The organism is Bacillus sp. FSL R5-0659, from assembly GCF_038008785.1.
Taxonomy (GTDB): domain Bacteria; phylum Bacillota; class Bacilli; order Bacillales; family Bacillaceae; genus Bacillus; species Bacillus safensis.
The window spans coordinates 2,669,400-2,688,837 of sequence record NZ_JBBOZU010000001.1 but is presented as its reverse complement, the minus strand read 5'-3'; the positions used below and the strand labels follow the sequence as shown (position 1 = coordinate 2,688,837).

12 protein-coding genes, 21 tRNA genes, 3 rRNA genes and 1 riboswitch are annotated in these 19,438 nt (G+C 45.4%); of the genes, 30 read left to right on the top strand and 6 right to left on the bottom strand.

Features of this window, described 5'->3' with window-relative positions; all coding sequences use genetic code 11:
* Positions 1–186: 186 nt before the first annotated feature.
* Positions 187–762: an energy-coupled thiamine transporter ThiT gene (thiT, locus tag NSQ72_RS13855; RefSeq protein ID WP_039180928.1), complete on the bottom strand. Its 576-nt coding sequence runs from the start codon at positions 760–762 to the stop codon at positions 187–189.
* A gap of 98 nt (positions 763–860) precedes the next feature.
* Positions 861–962, bottom strand: a riboswitch (TPP riboswitch).
* A 392-nt stretch (positions 963–1,354) separates the two neighbouring features.
* Here thiT and NSQ72_RS13850 point away from each other — a divergent pair.
* The 24 genes from NSQ72_RS13850 to NSQ72_RS13735 all read left to right on the top strand — a co-directional run bounded on the left by NSQ72_RS13850 (position 1,355) and on the right by NSQ72_RS13735 (position 8,668).
* Positions 1,355–2,903, top strand: a 16S ribosomal RNA gene (locus tag NSQ72_RS13850).
* Positions 2,904–3,085: 182 nt separating this feature from the next.
* Positions 3,086–6,016: ribosomal RNA gene (locus tag NSQ72_RS13845) — 23S ribosomal RNA — on the top strand.
* A gap of 61 nt (positions 6,017–6,077) precedes the next feature.
* Positions 6,078–6,193 (top strand): 5S ribosomal RNA (gene rrf, locus NSQ72_RS13840).
* Together the 16S, 23S and 5S rRNA genes form the textbook arrangement of a ribosomal RNA operon.
* 548 nt (positions 6,194–6,741) lie before the next feature.
* Positions 6,742–6,817: transfer RNA gene (locus tag NSQ72_RS13835), tRNA-Val, on the top strand.
* A gap of 33 nt (positions 6,818–6,850) precedes the next feature.
* Positions 6,851–6,926: transfer RNA gene (locus NSQ72_RS13830), tRNA-Thr, on the top strand.
* A 37-nt stretch (positions 6,927–6,963) separates the two neighbouring features.
* Positions 6,964–7,039, top strand: a tRNA-Lys gene (locus NSQ72_RS13825).
* An 8-nt stretch (positions 7,040–7,047) separates the two neighbouring features.
* Positions 7,048–7,130 (top strand) — tRNA-Leu (locus tag NSQ72_RS13820).
* A 30-nt stretch (positions 7,131–7,160) separates the two neighbouring features.
* Positions 7,161–7,232: transfer RNA gene (locus NSQ72_RS13815), tRNA-Gly, on the top strand.
* Positions 7,233–7,244: 12 nt separating this feature from the next.
* Positions 7,245–7,330: transfer RNA gene (locus NSQ72_RS13810), tRNA-Leu, on the top strand.
* Positions 7,331–7,340: 10 nt separating this feature from the next.
* Positions 7,341–7,417: transfer RNA gene (locus NSQ72_RS13805), tRNA-Arg, on the top strand.
* A 7-nt stretch (positions 7,418–7,424) separates the two neighbouring features.
* Positions 7,425–7,501: transfer RNA gene (locus tag NSQ72_RS13800), tRNA-Pro, on the top strand.
* Positions 7,502–7,509: 8 nt separating this feature from the next.
* Positions 7,510–7,582: transfer RNA gene (locus NSQ72_RS13795), tRNA-Ala, on the top strand.
* 25 nt (positions 7,583–7,607) lie between these two features.
* Positions 7,608–7,681: transfer RNA gene (locus tag NSQ72_RS13790), tRNA-Met, on the top strand.
* Positions 7,682–7,685: 4 nt separating this feature from the next.
* Positions 7,686–7,762 (top strand) — tRNA-Ile (locus tag NSQ72_RS13785).
* A gap of 7 nt (positions 7,763–7,769) precedes the next feature.
* Positions 7,770–7,862 (top strand) — tRNA-Ser (locus tag NSQ72_RS13780).
* 23 nt (positions 7,863–7,885) lie between these two features.
* Positions 7,886–7,962: transfer RNA gene (locus NSQ72_RS13775), tRNA-Met, on the top strand.
* Positions 7,963–7,966: 4 nt separating this feature from the next.
* Positions 7,967–8,043 (top strand) — tRNA-Asp (locus NSQ72_RS13770).
* A gap of 18 nt (positions 8,044–8,061) precedes the next feature.
* A tRNA-Phe gene (locus NSQ72_RS13765) sits at positions 8,062–8,134 on the top strand.
* A 25-nt stretch (positions 8,135–8,159) separates the two neighbouring features.
* A tRNA-His gene (locus NSQ72_RS13760) sits at positions 8,160–8,235 on the top strand.
* An 11-nt stretch (positions 8,236–8,246) separates the two neighbouring features.
* Positions 8,247–8,320 (top strand) — tRNA-Gly (locus NSQ72_RS13755).
* 17 nt (positions 8,321–8,337) lie between these two features.
* A tRNA-Ile gene (locus tag NSQ72_RS13750) sits at positions 8,338–8,414 on the top strand.
* Between the two features lie 6 nt (positions 8,415–8,420).
* Positions 8,421–8,495: transfer RNA gene (locus NSQ72_RS13745), tRNA-Asn, on the top strand.
* A 3-nt stretch (positions 8,496–8,498) separates the two neighbouring features.
* Positions 8,499–8,589: transfer RNA gene (locus tag NSQ72_RS13740), tRNA-Ser, on the top strand.
* Positions 8,590–8,596: 7 nt separating this feature from the next.
* Positions 8,597–8,668: transfer RNA gene (locus NSQ72_RS13735), tRNA-Glu, on the top strand.
* 77 nt (positions 8,669–8,745) lie between these two features.
* On the opposite strand, the gene NSQ72_RS13730 is transcribed toward NSQ72_RS13735, so the two are convergent.
* The 3 genes from NSQ72_RS13730 to NSQ72_RS13720 form a co-directional block, all read right to left on the bottom strand.
* Entirely contained in the window at positions 8,746–9,222 is a 477-nt protein-coding gene (locus NSQ72_RS13730) for a TspO/MBR family protein (RefSeq protein ID WP_024424942.1), read from the bottom strand.
* Positions 9,223–9,308: 86 nt separating this feature from the next.
* Positions 9,309–10,043 carry a TraR/DksA C4-type zinc finger protein gene (locus NSQ72_RS13725; RefSeq protein WP_341084302.1) on the bottom strand — a complete coding sequence of 245 codons (735 nt, stop codon included), beginning with the start codon at positions 10,041–10,043 and terminating at the stop codon, positions 9,309–9,311.
* 118 nt (positions 10,044–10,161) lie between these two features.
* A complete protein-coding gene (locus tag NSQ72_RS13720) occupies positions 10,162–11,100 on the bottom strand; it encodes a 1,4-dihydroxy-2-naphthoate polyprenyltransferase (protein WP_039183276.1) in 939 nt (312 codons plus the stop codon).
* Between the two features lie 378 nt (positions 11,101–11,478).
* Here NSQ72_RS13720 and NSQ72_RS13715 point away from each other — a divergent pair, with 378 nt between their 5' ends.
* The 6 genes from NSQ72_RS13715 to menC all read left to right on the top strand — a co-directional run bounded on the left by NSQ72_RS13715 (position 11,479) and on the right by menC (position 18,922).
* Positions 11,479–12,897 (top strand): isochorismate synthase, encoded by a 1,419-nt coding sequence (locus NSQ72_RS13715; RefSeq protein ID WP_059375200.1) that lies wholly within the window; start codon positions 11,479–11,481, stop codon positions 12,895–12,897.
* Complete coding sequence (menD, locus tag NSQ72_RS13710) at positions 12,890–14,635, top strand: 2-succinyl-5-enolpyruvyl-6-hydroxy-3-cyclohexene-1-carboxylic-acid synthase (RefSeq protein ID WP_144491303.1); 1,746 nt, start codon at positions 12,890–12,892, stop codon at positions 14,633–14,635. The genes NSQ72_RS13715 and menD overlap by 8 nt, the downstream gene beginning before the upstream one ends.
* Entirely contained in the window at positions 14,617–15,444 is an 828-nt protein-coding gene (menH, locus tag NSQ72_RS13705) for a 2-succinyl-6-hydroxy-2,4-cyclohexadiene-1-carboxylate synthase (RefSeq protein WP_341084298.1), read from the top strand. The genes menD and menH overlap by 19 nt, the downstream gene beginning before the upstream one ends.
* Positions 15,445–15,458: 14 nt before the next feature.
* Positions 15,459–16,277 (top strand): 1,4-dihydroxy-2-naphthoyl-CoA synthase, encoded by an 819-nt coding sequence (menB, locus tag NSQ72_RS13700; protein ID WP_039180914.1) that lies wholly within the window; start codon positions 15,459–15,461, stop codon positions 16,275–16,277.
* Between the two features lie 73 nt (positions 16,278–16,350).
* Positions 16,351–17,811, top strand: coding sequence for an o-succinylbenzoate--CoA ligase (locus NSQ72_RS13695; RefSeq protein WP_144464268.1), 1,461 nt, complete (start codon positions 16,351–16,353; stop codon positions 17,809–17,811).
* Positions 17,798–18,922, top strand: a complete 1,125-nt coding sequence (gene menC, locus NSQ72_RS13690) for an o-succinylbenzoate synthase (RefSeq protein WP_058838180.1) — start codon at positions 17,798–17,800, stop codon at positions 18,920–18,922. Before NSQ72_RS13695 ends, menC begins: the two co-directional genes overlap by 14 nt.
* Before the next feature lie 105 nt (positions 18,923–19,027).
* Here the strand turns inward: menC and NSQ72_RS13685 are convergent, their stop codons facing one another.
* Together NSQ72_RS13685 and NSQ72_RS13680 are read right to left on the bottom strand one after the other, a co-directional pair.
* Positions 19,028–19,219 carry a hypothetical protein gene (locus NSQ72_RS13685; protein WP_041086813.1) on the bottom strand — a complete coding sequence of 64 codons (192 nt, stop codon included), beginning with the start codon at positions 19,217–19,219 and terminating at the stop codon, positions 19,028–19,030.
* 25 nt (positions 19,220–19,244) lie between these two features.
* A complete protein-coding gene (locus NSQ72_RS13680; protein ID WP_008342921.1) occupies positions 19,245–19,403 on the bottom strand; it encodes a DUF1540 domain-containing protein in 159 nt (52 codons plus the stop codon).
* Positions 19,404–19,438 lie beyond the last annotated feature (35 nt).

Below are 19,438 nucleotides of genomic sequence, written 5' to 3'. Positions count from 1 at the left end.
TCACACCTGCTATTTTTAAAGCTTCATAGAAACCTGCCAAAAAATAAGCAAGACTGAGAATATAACAGCAAAGCATAATGGAGTAAGGGCTCATTGTCGTACCTCCAGCATGAAATCTTCTATTATTAATAGATTCCATAGAGCAGCAAATTATGCATAAAAAAATAACCAGCTGTCATCAGCCGGTTATTTTTGATGAGGAAAAACCAAACGGGATGCACTTGGAATGAGTATACAAAGAACAATACTGCAAATAATAAATGAAGGAACCATATATGTGCTGTTATAAATTAAAGAGTAGACCCATCCTGGTGTTCCTTTCGGTGCATATTGAGAAAAGAAAACGACGCCAGAAATAAAGAACGTCAGCAGCCTGAAGAAACTAGCAACAAAAACGGCTAAGGTAATATAGAAAAATTGCTGCTTTCGCTTTTGATCCTGAATGGCTTTTTTGATCAATCCAGAAAACAAGCCGCTTAAAGAAATGACAACAGATGCAACGAAGTAATCGAGGAATCCTTGAACAGGTGTAGCGATGATCGGGCTATTCATCAGCTGAAGACCTGCGATTAAAACACCGATGATAAATCCGGTAGATATCCCCCATCTAATAGACATGAGAATAACGGGAATCATAATCAGAGCAAGAGATCCGCCATTCGGCATTCTTAAAAAGAGACCTGATAAGTAATCTAATACAAGTGCAAGTGAAGTCATAATCGCGATTTCCATCAGTCGTACCAATTGATTTGATTGCTGCATAAAAAAATCTCCTTTTTCATGAATTGAGCAAGGAGAGACCGTGTAAGGATGAGTATGTTATTCATAGAAAAACATATCGATTTGAATACACCATATGTATCCAAGTGATTCCACATTCCTACTTCAGTATTAACTGACAGGTTCAAAGGGTCAGAACAACGAATGTTCACTCTCAGCACAAAGCTCCCCCTGCGGTTATTTAGTTTCAATCTATTATAAATATACTAAAGACCTGCAGGATCAACAATAGGCAATTCCCGAGATAAGCAGCATTTGTATCAATATATAGGAAGAGATAAGGAAAAATAAATTATTTAGAAAAAATACTTGTTTCTTCTTTCAAAAGGTGTTATATTTGTATTCGCCGCTGAAACAGCGCGGTTGATAAATAACATTAAGAAAAAAGTTGTTGACTTTATCTTGATAGAATGTTATATTAATAAAGTCGCCTCTGAGAGACGACGAAGATGATCTTTGAAAACTAAACAAGACAAAACGTACCTGTTAATTCGAGTTATTATAAAAAAATCCTATGATACTTCATAGGTAGTCAGTCAAACGCTGACGAAAAACAAAACTTCGGTTTTGTACTTTTTCGGAGAGTTTGATCCTGGCTCAGGACGAACGCTGGCGGCGTGCCTAATACATGCAAGTCGAGCGGACAGAAGGGAGCTTGCTCCCGGATGTTAGCGGCGGACGGGTGAGTAACACGTGGGTAACCTGCCTGTAAGACTGGGATAACTCCGGGAAACCGGAGCTAATACCGGATAGTTCCTTGAACCGCATGGTTCAAGGATGAAAGACGGTTTCGGCTGTCACTTACAGATGGACCCGCGGCGCATTAGCTAGTTGGTGGGGTAATGGCTCACCAAGGCGACGATGCGTAGCCGACCTGAGAGGGTGATCGGCCACACTGGGACTGAGACACGGCCCAGACTCCTACGGGAGGCAGCAGTAGGGAATCTTCCGCAATGGACGAAAGTCTGACGGAGCAACGCCGCGTGAGTGATGAAGGTTTTCGGATCGTAAAGCTCTGTTGTTAGGGAAGAACAAGTGCGAGAGTAACTGCTCGCACCTTGACGGTACCTAACCAGAAAGCCACGGCTAACTACGTGCCAGCAGCCGCGGTAATACGTAGGTGGCAAGCGTTGTCCGGAATTATTGGGCGTAAAGGGCTCGCAGGCGGTTTCTTAAGTCTGATGTGAAAGCCCCCGGCTCAACCGGGGAGGGTCATTGGAAACTGGGAAACTTGAGTGCAGAAGAGGAGAGTGGAATTCCACGTGTAGCGGTGAAATGCGTAGAGATGTGGAGGAACACCAGTGGCGAAGGCGACTCTCTGGTCTGTAACTGACGCTGAGGAGCGAAAGCGTGGGGAGCGAACAGGATTAGATACCCTGGTAGTCCACGCCGTAAACGATGAGTGCTAAGTGTTAGGGGGTTTCCGCCCCTTAGTGCTGCAGCTAACGCATTAAGCACTCCGCCTGGGGAGTACGGTCGCAAGACTGAAACTCAAAGGAATTGACGGGGGCCCGCACAAGCGGTGGAGCATGTGGTTTAATTCGAAGCAACGCGAAGAACCTTACCAGGTCTTGACATCCTCTGACAACCCTAGAGATAGGGCTTTCCCTTCGGGGACAGAGTGACAGGTGGTGCATGGTTGTCGTCAGCTCGTGTCGTGAGATGTTGGGTTAAGTCCCGCAACGAGCGCAACCCTTGATCTTAGTTGCCAGCATTCAGTTGGGCACTCTAAGGTGACTGCCGGTGACAAACCGGAGGAAGGTGGGGATGACGTCAAATCATCATGCCCCTTATGACCTGGGCTACACACGTGCTACAATGGACAGAACAAAGGGCTGCAAGACCGCAAGGTTTAGCCAATCCCATAAATCTGTTCTCAGTTCGGATCGCAGTCTGCAACTCGACTGCGTGAAGCTGGAATCGCTAGTAATCGCGGATCAGCATGCCGCGGTGAATACGTTCCCGGGCCTTGTACACACCGCCCGTCACACCACGAGAGTTTGCAACACCCGAAGTCGGTGAGGTAACCTTTATGGAGCCAGCCGCCGAAGGTGGGGCAGATGATTGGGGTGAAGTCGTAACAAGGTAGCCGTATCGGAAGGTGCGGCTGGATCACCTCCTTTCTAAGGATATATGGAGCAGCGTACGTTTTCGTCTTGTTTAGTTTTGAAGGATCATTCCTTCAAAACATGTCTCTAGCGAGACAGGATTGTTCTTTGAAAACTAGATAACAATAAGTAATACATTCACATTGAATGCAATGCAAAGTTCATCACACATAGTGATTCTTTCTAAAGTAAGAAATGGTTAAGTTAGAAAGGGCGCACGGTGGATGCCTTGGCACTAGGAGCCGATGAAGGACGGGACGAACACCGATATGCTTCGGGGAGCTGTAAGCAAGCTTTGATCCGGAGATTTCCGAATGGGGAAACCCACTGCTCGTAATGGAGTAGTATCCATACTTGAATACATAGAGTATGAGAAGGCATACCCGGGGAACTGAAACATCTAAGTACCCGGAGGAAGAGAAAGCAAATGCGATTCCCTGAGTAGCGGCGAGCGAAACGGGAACAGCCCAAACCAAGAGGCTTGCCTCTTGGGGTTGTAGGACACTCTATACGGAGTTACAAAGGAACGATATAAGCGAAGAGGTCTGGAAAGGCCCGCCAAAGAAGGTAACAGCCCTGTAACTGAAATGTTGTTCTCTCCAGAGTGGATCCTGAGTACGGCGGAACACGTGAAATTCCGTCGGAATCCGGGAGGACCATCTCCCAAGGCTAAATACTCCCTAGTGACCGATAGTGAACCAGTACCGTGAGGGAAAGGTGAAAAGCACCCCGGAAGGGGAGTGAAATAGATCCTGAAACCGTGTGCCTACAAGTAGTCAGAGCCCGTTAACGGGTGATGGCGTGCCTTTTGTAGAATGAACCGGCGAGTTACGATCCCGTGCAAGGTTAAGCAGAAGATGCGGAGCCGCAGCGAAAGCGAGTCTGAATAGGGCGCATGAGTACGTGGTCGTAGACCCGAAACCAGGTGATCTACCCATGTCCAGGGTGAAGTTCAGGTAACACTGAATGGAGGCCCGAACCCACGCACGTTGAAAAGTGCGGGGATGAGGTGTGGGTAGGGGTGAAATGCCAATCGAACCTGGAGATAGCTGGTTCTCTCCGAAATAGCTTTAGGGCTAGCCTCAAGGTAAGAGTCTCGGAGGTAGAGCACTGATTGGACTAGGGGCCCCTACCGGGTTACCGAATTCAGTCAAACTCCGAATGCCGATGACTTATCCTTGGGAGTCAGACTGCGAGTGATAAGATCCGTAGTCGAAAGGGAAACAGCCCAGACCGCCAGCTAAGGTCCCAAAGTATACGTTAAGTGGAAAAGGATGTGGAGTTGCTTAGACAACCAGGATGTTGGCTTAGAAGCAGCCACCATTTAAAGAGTGCGTAATAGCTCACTGGTCGAGTGACTCTGCGCCGAAAATGTACCGGGGCTAAACGTATCACCGAAGCTGCGGACTGTTCTTACGAACAGTGGTAGGAGAGCGTTCTAAGGGCTGTGAAGCCAGACCGGAAGGACTGGTGGAGCGCTTAGAAGTGAGAATGCCGGTATGAGTAGCGAAAGACGGGTGAGAATCCCGTCCACCGAATGCCTAAGGTTTCCTGAGGAAGGCTCGTCCGCTCAGGGTTAGTCGGGACCTAAGCCGAGGCCGAAAGGCGTAGGCGATGGACAACAGGTTGATATTCCTGTACCACCTCCTCACCATTTGAGCAATGGGGGGACGCAGGAGGATAGGGTAAGCGCGGTATTGGATATCCGCGTCCAAGCAGTTAGGCTGGGAAATAGGCAAATCCGTTTCCCGTAAAGGCTGAGCTGTGATGGCGAGCGAAATTTAGTAGCGAAGTTCCTGATTCCACACTGCCAAGAAAAGCCTCTAGCGAGGTGAGAGGTGCCCGTACCGCAAACCGACACAGGTAGGCGAGGAGAGAATCCTAAGGTGATCGAGAGAACTCTCGTTAAGGAACTCGGCAAAATGACCCCGTAACTTCGGGAGAAGGGGTGCTTCTTAGGGTGTTAAAGCCCCGAGAAGCCGCAGTGAATAGGCCCAGGCGACTGTTTAGCAAAAACACAGGTCTCTGCGAAGCCGTAAGGCGAAGTATAGGGGCTGACGCCTGCCCGGTGCTGGAAGGTTAAGAGGAGCGCTTAGCGTAAGCGAAGGTGCGAATTGAAGCCCCAGTAAACGGCGGCCGTAACTATAACGGTCCTAAGGTAGCGAAATTCCTTGTCGGGTAAGTTCCGACCCGCACGAAAGGCGCAACGATCTGGGCACTGTCTCAACGAGAGACTCGGTGAAATTATAGTACCTGTGAAGATGCAGGTTACCCGCGACAGGACGGAAAGACCCCGTGGAGCTTTACTGCAGCCTGATATTGAATGTTGGTACAGCTTGTACAGGATAGGTAGGAGCCTTGGAAACCGGAGCGCTAGCTTCGGTGGAGGCATCGGTGGGATACTACCCTGGCTGTATTGACCTTCTAACCCGCTGCCCTTATCGGGCAGGGAGACAGTGTCAGGTGGGCAGTTTGACTGGGGCGGTCGCCTCCTAAAATGTAACGGAGGCGCCCAAAGGTTCCCTCAGAATGGTTGGAAATCATTCGCAGAGTGTAAAGGCACAAGGGAGCTTGACTGCGAGACCTACAAGTCGAGCAGGGACGAAAGTCGGGCTTAGTGATCCGGTGGTTCCGCATGGAAGGGCCATCGCTCAACGGATAAAAGCTACCCCGGGGATAACAGGCTTATCTCCCCCAAGAGTCCACATCGACGGGGAGGTTTGGCACCTCGATGTCGGCTCATCGCATCCTGGGGCTGTAGTCGGTCCCAAGGGTTGGGCTGTTCGCCCATTAAAGCGGTACGCGAGCTGGGTTCAGAACGTCGTGAGACAGTTCGGTCCCTATCCGTCGCGGGCGCAGGAAATTTGAGAGGAGCTGTCCTTAGTACGAGAGGACCGGGATGGACGCACCGCTGGTGTACCAGTTGTTCTGCCAAGGGCATCGCTGGGTAGCTATGTGCGGACGGGATAAGTGCTGAAAGCATCTAAGCATGAAGCCCCCCTCAAGATGAGATTTCCCATTCCGCAAGGAAGTAAGATCCCTGAAAGATGATCAGGTTGATAGGTCTGAGGTGGAAGCGTGGTGACACGTGGAGCTGACAGATACTAATAGATCGAGGACTTAACCTATATTCTATTGTGAAGCATGAACATTGTTATCTAGTTTTGAGAGAACATTCTCTCCATCAGGTTTGGTGGCGATAGCGAAGAGGTCACACCCGTTCCCATACCGAACACGGAAGTTAAGCTCTTCAGCGCCGATGGTAGTTGGGGGTTTCCCCCTGTGAGAGTAGGACGCCGCCAAGCTTCTATCAGGATCAGTTCCATTTGGAACTGATCTTTTTTGTGCTGATTGAGGGTCATACATCATACTTTATCTTATACCATTTGTTTGATGAAAGATCGTCGCACCTTCTTATGTCCAAGCGTAGCATGTGAAACACTTGAACCTAAAGATGTTCATGGCATAAAACCTTATCTATACAAAACAATAGAGAGACAGAGTATGAGCTTATATAGGCGCATTCCATATATCTTTAATTAAATTGAAGATGTGTAAGCCTATTCGATTTCTATAAATGCTTTATGTCTAAAGAGATACCTATATCATTAAAGTATAAAAATGAAAGACTGCTAATATTTCTAAAGGAATTGAACGTTTTGAAAGAGAATATAGAGAAGAGAAGCTCACCTGCTGAACGTTGAACAGCAGCTGTATGAATAGGTGATATGACGATCTTTTGTTAAAAAATAACGCAATGAAAATTGAAATAAAATTTTTTTAATATAGCCTTTACAAATGATTAAAACCTGTATATAATAATCTTTGTCGGATCGAGAGATTCTTACATAGTGGAGGATTAGCTCAGCTGGGAGAGCATCTGCCTTACAAGCAGAGGGTCGGCGGTTCGAGCCCGTCATCCTCCACCATATTTATTCTTACATAATGTTAGGATAGATAAAGCCGGTGTAGCTCAACTGGTAGAGCAACTGACTTGTAATCAGTAGGTTGGGGGTTCAAGTCCTCTTGCCGGCACCACTTTCATATGGTAAGATAGACAAGTCGCTTTTAAAGCGAGCCATTAGCTCAGTTGGTAGAGCATCTGACTTTTAATCAGAGGGTCGAAGGTTCGAGTCCTTCATGGCTCACCATGTTTCATGCGGGTGTGGCGGAATTGGCAGACGCGCTAGACTTAGGATCTAGTGTCTTTATGACGTGGGGGTTCAAGTCCCTTCACCCGCATTGCCAAATAAAATAAAGAAATCCTGTAATGCGGAAGTAGTTCAGTGGTAGAACACCACCTTGCCAAGGTGGGGGTCGCGGGTTCGAATCCCGTCTTCCGCTTATACCATCCACGCCGGGGTGGTGGAATTGGCAGACACACAGGACTTAAAATCCTGCGGTAGGTGACTACCGTGCCGGTTCAAGTCCGGCCCTCGGCATTATAAATAAGCGCCCGTAGCTCAATTGGATAGAGCGTTTGACTACGGATCAAAAGGTTAGGGGTTCGACTCCTCTCGGGCGCGCCATTAAGATCGGGAAGTAGCTCAGCTTGGTAGAGCACTTGGTTTGGGACCAAGGGGTCGCAGGTTCGAATCCTGTCTTCCCGACCATCTTTTATGGGGCCTTAGCTCAGCTGGGAGAGCGCCTGCCTTGCACGCAGGAGGTCAGCGGTTCGATCCCGCTAGGCTCCACTTTTTAAAAGATTGTTTTGATCATGGCGGTGTAGCTCAGCTGGCTAGAGCGTACGGTTCATACCCGTGAGGTCGGGGGTTCGATCCCCTCCGCCGCTATAAAGGACCTTTAGCTCAGTTGGTTAGAGCAGACGGCTCATAACCGTCCGGTCGTAGGTTCGAGTCCTACAAGGTCCACCATCTATACGGAGGAATACCCAAGTCCGGCTGAAGGGATCGGTCTTGAAAACCGACAGGGGTGTCAAAGCCCGCGGGGGTTCGAATCCCTCTTCCTCCGCCATATTTTTTAAAAAACCATATCATCGCGGGGTGGAGCAGTTCGGTAGCTCGTCGGGCTCATAACCCGAAGGTCGCAGGTTCAAATCCTGCCCCCGCAACCAAAATGGTCCGGTAGTTCAGTTGGTTAGAATGCCTGCCTGTCACGCAGGAGGTCGCGGGTTCGAGTCCCGTCCGGACCGCCATTTTTCAAAAGAATACTTGGCTCGGTAGCTCAGTTGGTAGAGCAACGGACTGAAAATCCGTGTGTCGGCGGTTCGATTCCGTCCCGAGCCACTTTTATAAAAATATTCATAGTATGGCGGTTGTGGCGAAGTGGTTAACGCACCAGATTGTGGCTCTGGCACTCGTGGGTTCGATTCCCATCAATCGCCCCATACATATTTTTGCGGGTGTAGTTTAGTGGTAAAACCTCAGCCTTCCAAGCTGATGTCGTGGGTTCGATTCCCATCACCCGCTCCATTTGTATATCTGTTCATGGGCCTGTAGCTCAGCTGGTTAGAGCGCACGCCTGATAAGCGTGAGGTCGGTGGTTCGAGTCCACTCAGGCCCACCATGATCTTCCGCAGTAGCTCAGTGGTAGAGCTATCGGCTGTTAACCGATCGGTCGTAGGTTCGAATCCTACCTGCGGAGCCAAATGGAGAAGTACTCAAGTGGCTGAAGAGGCGCCCCTGCTAAGGGTGTAGGTCGCGTAAGCGGCGCGAGGGTTCAAATCCCTCCTTCTCCGCCATTGATCTGGCCCGTTGGTCAAGCGGTTAAGACACCGCCCTTTCACGGCGGTAACACGGGTTCGAATCCCGTACGGGTCATTTTTAAAAGAGATCTTGTCAAAGATCTCTTTTTTGTTTTCTTCAAAACGAAAGACCGCTATCATGGCGGTCTTTTTTTACATATTCATGGAATAGATCGTATAAGACAAGTATGTCGCAAAGAAGCCCCATAAGACATAAGGGATCAGTAAAATTGGAACGACTTTGCTTAGTTTACGTGAGACGATGACAAGTGCAAGTGCTGTCAGTGCAACGAGCAGGCAGTCGATCGTAGCCACAAACAAATCCTTTTGTGTAAATTGAAAAAAGCTAAAGGCTTGATTGAATACGTAATTTAAAAGGAAAAGAATCCAAAATGGTAAAGTGATTTTTTGGAATCCATATTTTCCATAAATGATCGCTGCGGACAATGAGATGAGTGCAAATAAGACAGCCCACACAGCACCAATCACACCGCCACCAGGTGTCCATTCTGGTTTATTTAATGCGTCATACCATTCTCTGTCGATGGGGAACAAAAATCCGGCAATAGAGAATAGTGCGTATGTAATAAAGAAGACGACAATCGCCCAAATGATACTTTTTCTAGCCATCAAGAATCTCCTCCAATCAAATTCACTCTTAAAGTGATTTCCCAATCATTACATGATATAAACATAAAGCCCCCAATATGAGGGGACTAATGATTTTCTTCTGTATAAGGTTCTTCCTCGTACGGTTTCAAGTCACCAAATACCGTCATGACACCTTCTTCGTCTAATGCTTCTTCATAGGCCTCGTGTGCTTTGTTCGGATACACCTTGCTTGCTTTTCCTTCAATATCAGCAGCTGCGAATCCTTCGTAGTCCTCCACATAATCTTCATCTTCTGATTGTGTATACACATCATCGTATGTCAAAGGTGGGAATTCCATATCAGACGGGGTATCAGAGTTTCCGTAGCGTTCTACGTCTTGGTAGGCATCCTCTCCGTCGTACGCAGCACTTTCTTCATTTTCAAATTGTCCAGCTGGCGGACTTAATAAATCCTCTTCAATCGGACGGTTTTGTGAAACGGTCTGTTCTTTTGTGTGCTCTGTGCATGTGACGGCAGTAGGCAAGGCTTCTAAGCGTTCCTTTGGAATAGGGGCCTTACAGACCTTGCATAGTCCATAAGAGCCGTCTGCAATGGCTTGAAGTGCTTCATCGATATCTAACATATGTTCATGTTCCAAGCTGTTTAAAGCAATATCTTTCCCACGCTCGAACAGCTCTGTCCCTTGATCGCCCGGGTGGTTATCATAGGCAGACAGTTCTCCGACTGAATCGTAAGGAAAGGATATTTTCTGTTCATCGTCATGGCTTTTGGCTTCAAGTTCTTTCTTTTCATCGAGAAGACGCTGCTTCAAATGATGTAATTCGTCTTTTGACAACAAAGCGATCATCCTTTCATATCAAACATATTGTTAGTATGAGCAATTTTGTATGTAAGACTAGTTCCAATTTGAAGCAATTCCTAATTAAAAAAACGCCTGCGGCTGCAGGCGTTCTTTGTTACGCGATATAGTATTGTAATATCAAAGCGATCGTCAGCAGAAAACCAAAAAATGTATTGGTTTGAGCTGTAGATTTCATGGCATTCATTAATTCAATCGGTTTTTCTTTTTGCTTAAACTCTTTAATGGCTGTATAGGCTTTTGGCACACTGAGTAAAACAAGAAGACTCCAAAGACCGACGATATCTGTGAAGATATAAACAAAAATGAGTACATATGATACCAAAAACATGGAAAGTAAAATGTTCACTGCAGCTTTACGTCCAGCAAGGATGGCAAGTGTTTTTCGTCCATTTTCCTTATCCCCGTCTAAATCACGGATATTGTTCGACAGTAAGATGGCACCCACTAAAATAGAAATTGGTAGTGAAATGAGAACCGCTTTAGACGTCAGAGTGCCTGTTTGGATATAGAAACTAATCAGGATGATTCCTAATCCCATAAAAGCACCTGAAACAAGTTCTCCAAACGGTGTATATGCAATTGGTACAGGGCCGCCAGTATAGAAATAGCCTGCTGCCATACAAATAAGTCCTATTAATGCAATCCACCAGCTAGACATCATGCAAATATAGACCCCAAGTAATAAAGAAAGTGCAAATAGTGCATAAGCGAGGCTGAGGACTGTCTTTGGCTTCACACCGTTTCTTACAATGGCTCCGCCGATGCCGACAGATTTCTCGTTGTCCAGCCCGCGAACATAATCAAAGTACTCATTAAACATGTTTGTTGCGATTTGGATAAACATAGATGCAAACAGCATGGCTAAAAATAGCCCAACATGTATTTGACCACTTGGAAGTGCTAAAACAGTTCCTAAAGTAACGGGAATAAATGCCGCTGTTAGTGTATGTGGTCGTAGTAAATTCCACCAAATTCGCCAGTTTTTATCAGGCTTTATTGGTGAAAGCTGATCTGATATCGATTGATGCTGCATAAAATATACTCCTTTAAATAAAAAAATACGTACACGTCCAAATTCCAGTTTAGCAAAGTTCAAAAAGGTGTCAATATATTGATGCGATGAATCGGGAAAAAGATGTTTGCTAATCGTTGCCATATCGAAGGAAAGCTTGATTTTAGAACGGTCCTGCCATTTTGCTTTAGATGCTCTCGTTTCAATAAGCAAGAGCGAAAAAATCTTGAAAGCGTGATATAATAAGGATTCGAGGTTTTAGAAGCTGTTTTCTTTACTAAGTTCATCTGTTAAGGTTTATAATAGAAAAGCAGGTCATTCGACATATTCGAATGTTCATGTATTTTTTCATTATGTTTTTATTTTTTATGTAATTCATGGATTTTGGAGGAATGTATCATGGTGACAACAGTGCAAAGTACTTTCCGGCAGGAAGCGCTTGCGACATTAGAAGAAGCGAATAACGTCAACCATGCTGTTTTGATAAGCTACTCCAGAAGAGTTGACGATCTGGATCCTCTTGCCTTTTTCCAAAGCGGCGAAGCGGATTTTTTAGGCGAGCGTTTTTTTTGGTCTGATCCAGAAAGCCAAATGATATTTTCTGGACTTGGCAGAGCGGCCGTCATTAAATCATCTGAGCAAGGCAAGGAACGATTCGATATAGTCCATCAAGAATGGGAACAGCTCAAGCAGCACATGTTCCATTTTCATGATGAAAAGGAGTTAAAGCAAGCGGCTGTTGGTCCGCTTTTATTTGGAGGATTCTCGTTTGATCCGTATGAAGAGAAGGCGCGTCATTGGGAAGCATTTGGCGAGGCTCATTTTTTTGTGCCATCGATCATGCTGACTGTCTCAAAAGAAGGCAGTTTTCTTACGATCAATGAGTGGAAGCAGGTGGATGGGAACGTTCATCAGCTTATTCAGGAATTAGAACAAAAAGCCTCTCGTTTCGAGACATTGCCAGTTCGGACTGGTGGACAAGCTGAACTTGTTCATGTGGAAGAGCTGGATGTGAAGGAATGGATGAAGGCGATCGAAGAAGCGACAGACCACATTCGTGCAAACGAATATGAAAAGGTTGTTTTAGCAAGAGAAGTCTTGCTTCACTATAAAAATCAAATTGAACTCGCTCCACTATTAGCGGAATTATTAAAGCATCAAACAACGAGTTATGTATTTGCGGTTGAACAGGGAAGACAAGCATTTGTCGGAGCCACGCCGGAACGCTTAGTGAAAAAAAGCGGCGGAGAGGTCTTTTCCTCCTGTTTAGCAGGCTCCATTGTTCGCGGAAAAGATGAAGCGGAGGATCACGCATTAGGCGAGGAACTGCTGCATGATGAGAAGAATTTGATTGAACATCAAATTGTTGTCAATATGATTGAGCAAGCATTTGAAGCGAATTGCCTTCACGTGCATAAACCAAATCAACCAAGTCTTTATAAAACAAAAAACATTCAGCATTTGTTTACACCGATTGTGGGAGAAATTAAAAGCAGCTGTTCCCTCTTTTCATTAATTGAGCAGCTCCATCCGACGCCGGCACTAGGCGGATATCCAAAGGAAATGGCGGTTGAAGTGATTCGTGAAATCGAACCGCTCAAGCGCGGCTGGTATGCAGCGCCCGTAGGCTGGATTGATTCTCAGGATAATGGAGAATTTGCTGTAGCCATTCGGTCAGGTCTTATTGAGGAAGACCGTGTTCGTTTGTTCGCTGGCTGCGGAATTGTAGAGGATTCCCTTGCAAAGCAGGAGTATGAAGAAACACAAGTGAAGTTAAGACCAATGCTGTCTGCTCTTGGAGGTCATCCTATTGAATAATCACATCATGACAACATATATAGGCAGATTGATGGATGAATTCGTCCAAGGTGGTGTGAAAGAGGCAGTTGTCTGTCCTGGTTCTCGATCAACTCCGCTTGCGATGCTGGCCCTTGCTCATCAAGACATCCATGTCCATGTTTTAGTGGACGAACGGTCTGCTGCTTTTTATGCGCTTGGTCTTGCAAAAGCAAGTCAATCACCAGTGCTGCTTATTTGTACATCAGGTACGGCAGCTGCTAACTTTTATCCAGCCGTTGTAGAGGCGCATTATTCTCGTGTACCTCTTATTGTTTTAACTGCTGATCGGCCGCACGAATTGAGGGAAGTTGGGGCACCTCAAGCGATTGACCAGCAATTCTTATTCGGTAAGTTTGTTAAATGGTTCACAGACTTAGCATTGCCGGAGGACAGTCAAACGATGCTGCGTTATGTTCAGGCGGCAGCTGCGAGAGCAAATCACATGTCGATGCAGGAGCCAAAGGGGCCTGTTCAGGTCAATGTACCTCTGAGAGAGCCATTGCTTCCTGATCTGTCTATTGATCCTTTCGCGCGAGAAAAAGAGGATACGAAAAAGGTATTAGCATCAGGTCAGGCTTTCCCTAATGATCGGGTGATGTCTGAAATCGCGACCGTCATGAACGAATCCAAAAAGGGACTGATTGTGGCTGGTGAACTTCATACACAGGAAGAAAAAGAGGCGGTTTTACGCCTTTCGAAAGCCCTGCATTTACCTATTTTAGCTGACCCGCTTTCTCTTTTGCGCAACGGGCATGAAAATGAAGATCTCATTATCGATGCGTATGATTCTTTATTAAAAGATGAGGCATTACAGCAGCATCTCTTACCGGATATGGTCATTCGTTTTGGACCGATGCCTGTATCTAAGCCTTTATTCAAGTGGCTGGAAAAACATGCGGAAGTGAAGCAGATTGTTGTAGATGCTGCCGGAGGTTTCCGTGATCCTGGGTTAAGTGCTTCATACGTCATTGAAAGTACTGTCTCTGCTTTTGTAGAAGCAGTATTAAATCAAGCAGTACAACGTAAAGAGACAAGTTTCTTAAACCGATGGCAGAATGCTAATTCTTCATTCAGAACGAATGCAGCCAGCTATTCAGATGAGGATTTGTCCTTTGAAGGGAATGTGTACCGTCAGCTTCAGCACCTCTTGCCAAAGGAGAGCGTCCTTTTTATCGGAAATAGTATGCCGATTCGTGATGTAGATACATTTTTTGAAACTCAGTCCAAGCCTTTTCGAATGATGGCGAATCGCGGAGCAAATGGCATTGACGGCGTTGTGTCTACAGCACTTGGCACGTATGCAGCTTTGAAGCAGCCTGTCACTTTGGTCATTGGAGATTTATCATTTTACCATGATATGAACGGTCTGCTTGCAGCTAAGCTGATGGACATTCCTTTGACAGTTGTTTTGATAAACAATGATGGGGGAGGTATCTTTTCTTTCCTTCCGCAGGCGTCTGATGAACCGTATTATGAAAAGCTCTTTGGAACGCCGACAGGACTGAATTTTGAGTATGCATCGAGGTTATATGGGGGAACCTATTCGAAACCCGCAACGAAACAAGAGTTGCATGATGTGTATATGGCGCATATCGATGAACCTGGGCTTCATTTAATTGAAATTGAAACAGATCGTCATTCCCGTGTAGACAAGCATCGTCAAATGATGGATGACATATTGGAAGAAGTGAAAAAAGAATGCCTTCTCTCATCATAAGAATGCGTGATGGGGTAGCGTACGAAGTGGTGGATCAGAACCCATCGGCAGCAAATGCCACATTATGCTTACACGGCTTCACTGGAAGTGCAGCGTCTTGGACGTTCTTGAATGCTAATTTGGAGAATACAAGACTGATTCAGGTCAGCTTGCTCGGACATGGGCGTACGGACTCGCCAGAAAGTGTGAGAAGATATGCGATGTCTCAGCAGCTGGCAGATCTTGCAGAGATTTTAAACCAATTAAAGCTTCACAAAGTGAATATTCTCGGATATTCTATGGGAGGGCGTATTGCTTTATCATTTGCTGCTCGTTATCCAGATCGTGTCAACAAACTGATCCTTGAGAGTACGTCTCCAGGGCTTCGCACTTTTAAAGAGCGGATGGCAAGACTGAAGCAGGATCATCAGCTTGCCCAAAAAATCAGGCATGAAGGCTTAGTGAAGTTTGTGGATTTTTGGGAGAGCATTCCTTTGTTTGCTTCGCAGAAAGCTTTATCGGCGGAAAAGCAGGCTCAACTGAGAGAGGGAAGACTGAAAGCCAATCCACTTGGGCTGGCTCGCAGCTTAGAAGGAATCGGAACAGGTTCACAGCCGTCTATTTGGAAGGCATTAAAGCATATTCATTTACCTGTTTTGCTCATTTGCGGAACGCTTGATGAAAAGTTCTGCCATATCGGCAAATGTATGCAGCAGGAGCTGAAGGGAAGTCAATTCATATTGGCTGAGCATGCTGGGCATACAGTTCATGTGGAACAACCACATTTTTTTGGTAAAATAGTAAGTGAGTTTATTTTAGCGCAAGATTAGAGGAGGAAATATTGATGGCTATTGAATGGCAAACTGAGCGTCAGTATGACGAAATTTTATATGAAACGTATAATGGGATCGCAAAGATTACGATTAATCGTCCACACGTACATAACGCGTTTACCCCAAAGACTGTTAGTGAATTAATTGATGCATTTTCACGAGCTCGTGATAATTCAGAAGTTGGTGTGATCGTACTTGCAGGTGCTGGCGGAAAAGCATTCTGTTCTGGTGGAGACCAAAAAGTCCGCGGCCATGGCGGTTATGTAGGAGACGATCAAATTCCACGTCTAAATGTATTAGACTTACAGCGTTTGATTCGTGTGATTCCAAAACCGGTTGTTGCGATGGTTGCAGGTTATGCAATCGGAGGCGGACACGTTCTCCACATAGTATGTGATCTGACAATTGCAGCAGATAATGCGATTTTTGGACAAACAGGTCCAAAAGTAGGCAGCTTTGATGCCGGTTACGGTTCAGGCTACCTTGCACGTATTGTAGGTCATAAGAAAGCAAGAGAAATCTGGTACTTATGCCGTCAATACAATGCACAAGAAGCGCTTGATATGGGACTTGTTAACACAGTTGTCCCATTAGATCAGCTTGAAGAGGAAACAGTAAAGTGGTGTGAGGAAATGCTAGAAAAGAGCCCGACTGCTTTACGATTCTTGAAGGCTGCATTTAACGCAGATACGGATGGATTAGCTGGAATTCAGCAATTTGCAGGAGATGCGACACTTCTTTATTACACAACAGATGAAGCAAAAGAAGGACGCGATTCCTTTAAGGAAAAACGCAAGCCGGACTTCGGTCAGTTCCCGCGTTTCCCTTGATTCAATGATATTAATGAACAACAGCTTAGTGCATCAGACTAAGCTGTTTTCTTTTACGAAAAGGAGGTGTCTCATGATGAAGCAACCTAATTGGCTGCTGCACCGTGCCTATTTAACACCAGATCGAGTCGCACTTATTTATCAAGAGAAAGAGTGGACATTTCACGAATTAGCTCAAGAAGCGGACGAGCTTTCAAATAGACTTGCACAGGCATCATTGAAAAGAGGGGAAACAGTTGCGCTTTTGATGAACAATCATCCTCACATGGTGATGCTTGTACATGCGTGTTTTTTATTAGGATTAAAAATTGTGCTATTGAATAATAAGCTGACAAAAGCTGAAAGGCGCTATCAGCTAGAAGATGCAAAAGCAGCGGCGTTATTAACGGAATCTATTTATGCAAGCGATCATAAGGGTGATTTACCCGTTTATACAATGGAAACTTTACCTCAACCAGGGAAAGGCCATGAAAAAAAGATCGAGAGCGAATTTGATTTGAATGAAACAGCAACCATCATGTATACATCTGGGACAACAGGACGTCCAAAAGGTGTAGAGCAAACGTTTGGCAATCATTTTCATAGTGCTGTTTCCTCTGCATTGAATTTGGGTCTCAGAGAGGATGACCGCTGGCTCATTGCCCTGCCTCTTTTTCATATTAGCGGTTTATCTGCCTTATTTAAGTCTGTAATCTATGGAATGACAGTCGTGCTTCATCAGAAGTTTGACGTTGATGAAGTAAAGGATTCTATTGAACGGCATCGTGTGACGATGATTTCTGTTGTGCAGACGATGTTATCTCGGTTATTAAGCAGACTAGAAGAATGTCCGTCTTCTTTGCGTTGTCTTTTATTAGGCGGAGGACCTGCGCCATATGCGATGCTCCAAGAAAGCAAAGAGAAGGGCTTTCCTGTCTTTCAATCGTACGGTATGACGGAAACCTGTTCACAAATTGTGACGCTTGCACCTGAATTTAGTGTAGAGAAGCTTGGGTCAGCGGGAAAACCTCTTTTTGGGTGTGAGCTGAAAATTCAAGATGATGATCGCATTTGCCGTCCTTTTGAGCATGGCGAAATTATGGTGAAAGGTGCAAATGTGATGAAAGGATACCTTTACCGTGAAGAAGCGACCGCGGCTGCCTTTCATGAGGGCTGGCTGAAGACGGGTGATATTGGCTATGTGGATGAGGAAGGGTTCTTATTTGTGCTTGACCGCCGTTCAGATTTGATTATTTCTGGCGGAGAAAATATTTATCCTGCGGAAATTGAAGCGGTGCTGCTAACACATCCGCATGTAAAGGAAGCCGGAGTAACGGGTATGTATGATGATAGATGGGGAGAGGTACCGGCTGCTTTCCTTGTAACAGATGATAAGATACCGGAGAATGAGCTCTATGCTTTATGTGAGTCGCATTTAGCCAAATATAAATGGCCCGCCGCTTTTCACTTTGTGAACGAGCTGCCAAGAAATGCGTCGAATAAATTGCAAAGGCACAGACTCAGATCAAAGGGGTTTTCAAATGATTCAAATTGAACGAGTAATTTTATATCATGTCACGATGAAGCTTAAACAACCATTTACAACAAGTCTTGGAACCATTTCAGAGCGTGAGTTTATTATTGTTGAAGTAAAAGACCAAACAGGACTAACTGGATGGGGAGAGGTATCTGCTTTTTCTTCTCCGTGGTATACAGAAGAAACAATTGAGACTTGCTATCATATGCTGAGGGCTTTCTTTATCCCGAACGTGCTGACACGCACCTTTACACATCCTTCAGAAATACCGGACAGTCTGTATCAATTTAAAGGCAATAGGATGGCCAAAGCAGGCATTGAAGCGGCTGTTTGGGATATTTATGCGAAGCGTGAGAATAAGTCTTTACGCGATGTATTAGGCGGCACAAAAGATAGAATACCATCTGGTGTTGTGGCGGGGTTAGGCCCTATTGACGATATGCTTGAGCAAATTCAGCAATTTGTTGATCAAGGCTATCAGCGGGTGAAGGTGAAAATTAAACCAGGACAAGATATTGGACTTCTTCAAAAGATCAGAGAGTCTTTTCCTGAGCTGCCATTAATGGCAGATGCAAACTCTGCTTATGAATTAAAAGATATTAGCAAGCTCAAGCAGCTCGACGATATTCGTTTATTAATGATTGAACAGCCTTTAGCTGCAGATGATATTGTGGACCATCGCCATTTGCAAAAGCATTTAAAAACGCCGATTTGTTTAGATGAAAGTATTTGTTCTTTAGATGATGCCAGAAAAGCTGTAGAGCTTGGCAGCTGTCAAATTATTAATGTGAAGCCTTCACGAGTTGGCGGACTGACAGAGGCGCTTAAAATTCATACGTTCAGTAAGGAGCATCAAATTCCGTTATGGTGCGGGGGGATGATTGAAACAGGTATTTCCCGCGCGCAGAACGTGGCACTTGCTTCACTTCCTCAATTTACAATTCCCGGTGATATTTCAGCTTCGTCAAAATTTTGGGAGCAGGATATCATTTTTCCTGAAATTAAGGTTGAAAATGGATTTATTGAGGTGCCTCGCTCGCCAGGAATGGGCGTGGAAGTTGATTACCAAGCGCTCCGTTCGTTTTCAGATAAAATCGACGTGTTTACAAAACATGATTTTGTGAGATAAAAACGAAGAAATCACCTTTTGCTTATCCAATAGAATGGATGTATAGTGAGGGAAAGTTTTTCCTTCCTGTCTGAACAAAAAGAAAGAGCGGTGAACCGCTCTTTCTTACTCTTCTACCAGCTCGCTGTCATAAGCAAGCTGTCCGATATACTGATGCATTTCATTGGGCATGTTTGCTGCATGTCCATATTCATAATCCCAAAGGTTTAAAAAGGAGTGAGCGGCTTGATGGAATGCGGCTTCATCCGCGTCATGAATTTCGTCAAAAAACGTTTGAAGCAGCCGATCGTGTTTCAAATTGAAGCGCCTCCTTTAATGAGACTTAAAGATCTTGTGGTTTAAACGTTTTACAATCCGTTTCTTCACTTTTCTCAGCCGTATTTCCTGTGTGGCTGACGACATAGATTGCATCTGCACCACAGCGGTTTCCAGTATTCCAATAGGAACAGTTATTGACTTCACAAAGGATTTTTTGACTCATACAGATGACCTCCTTTTGAGTATGTCTTTCATCTA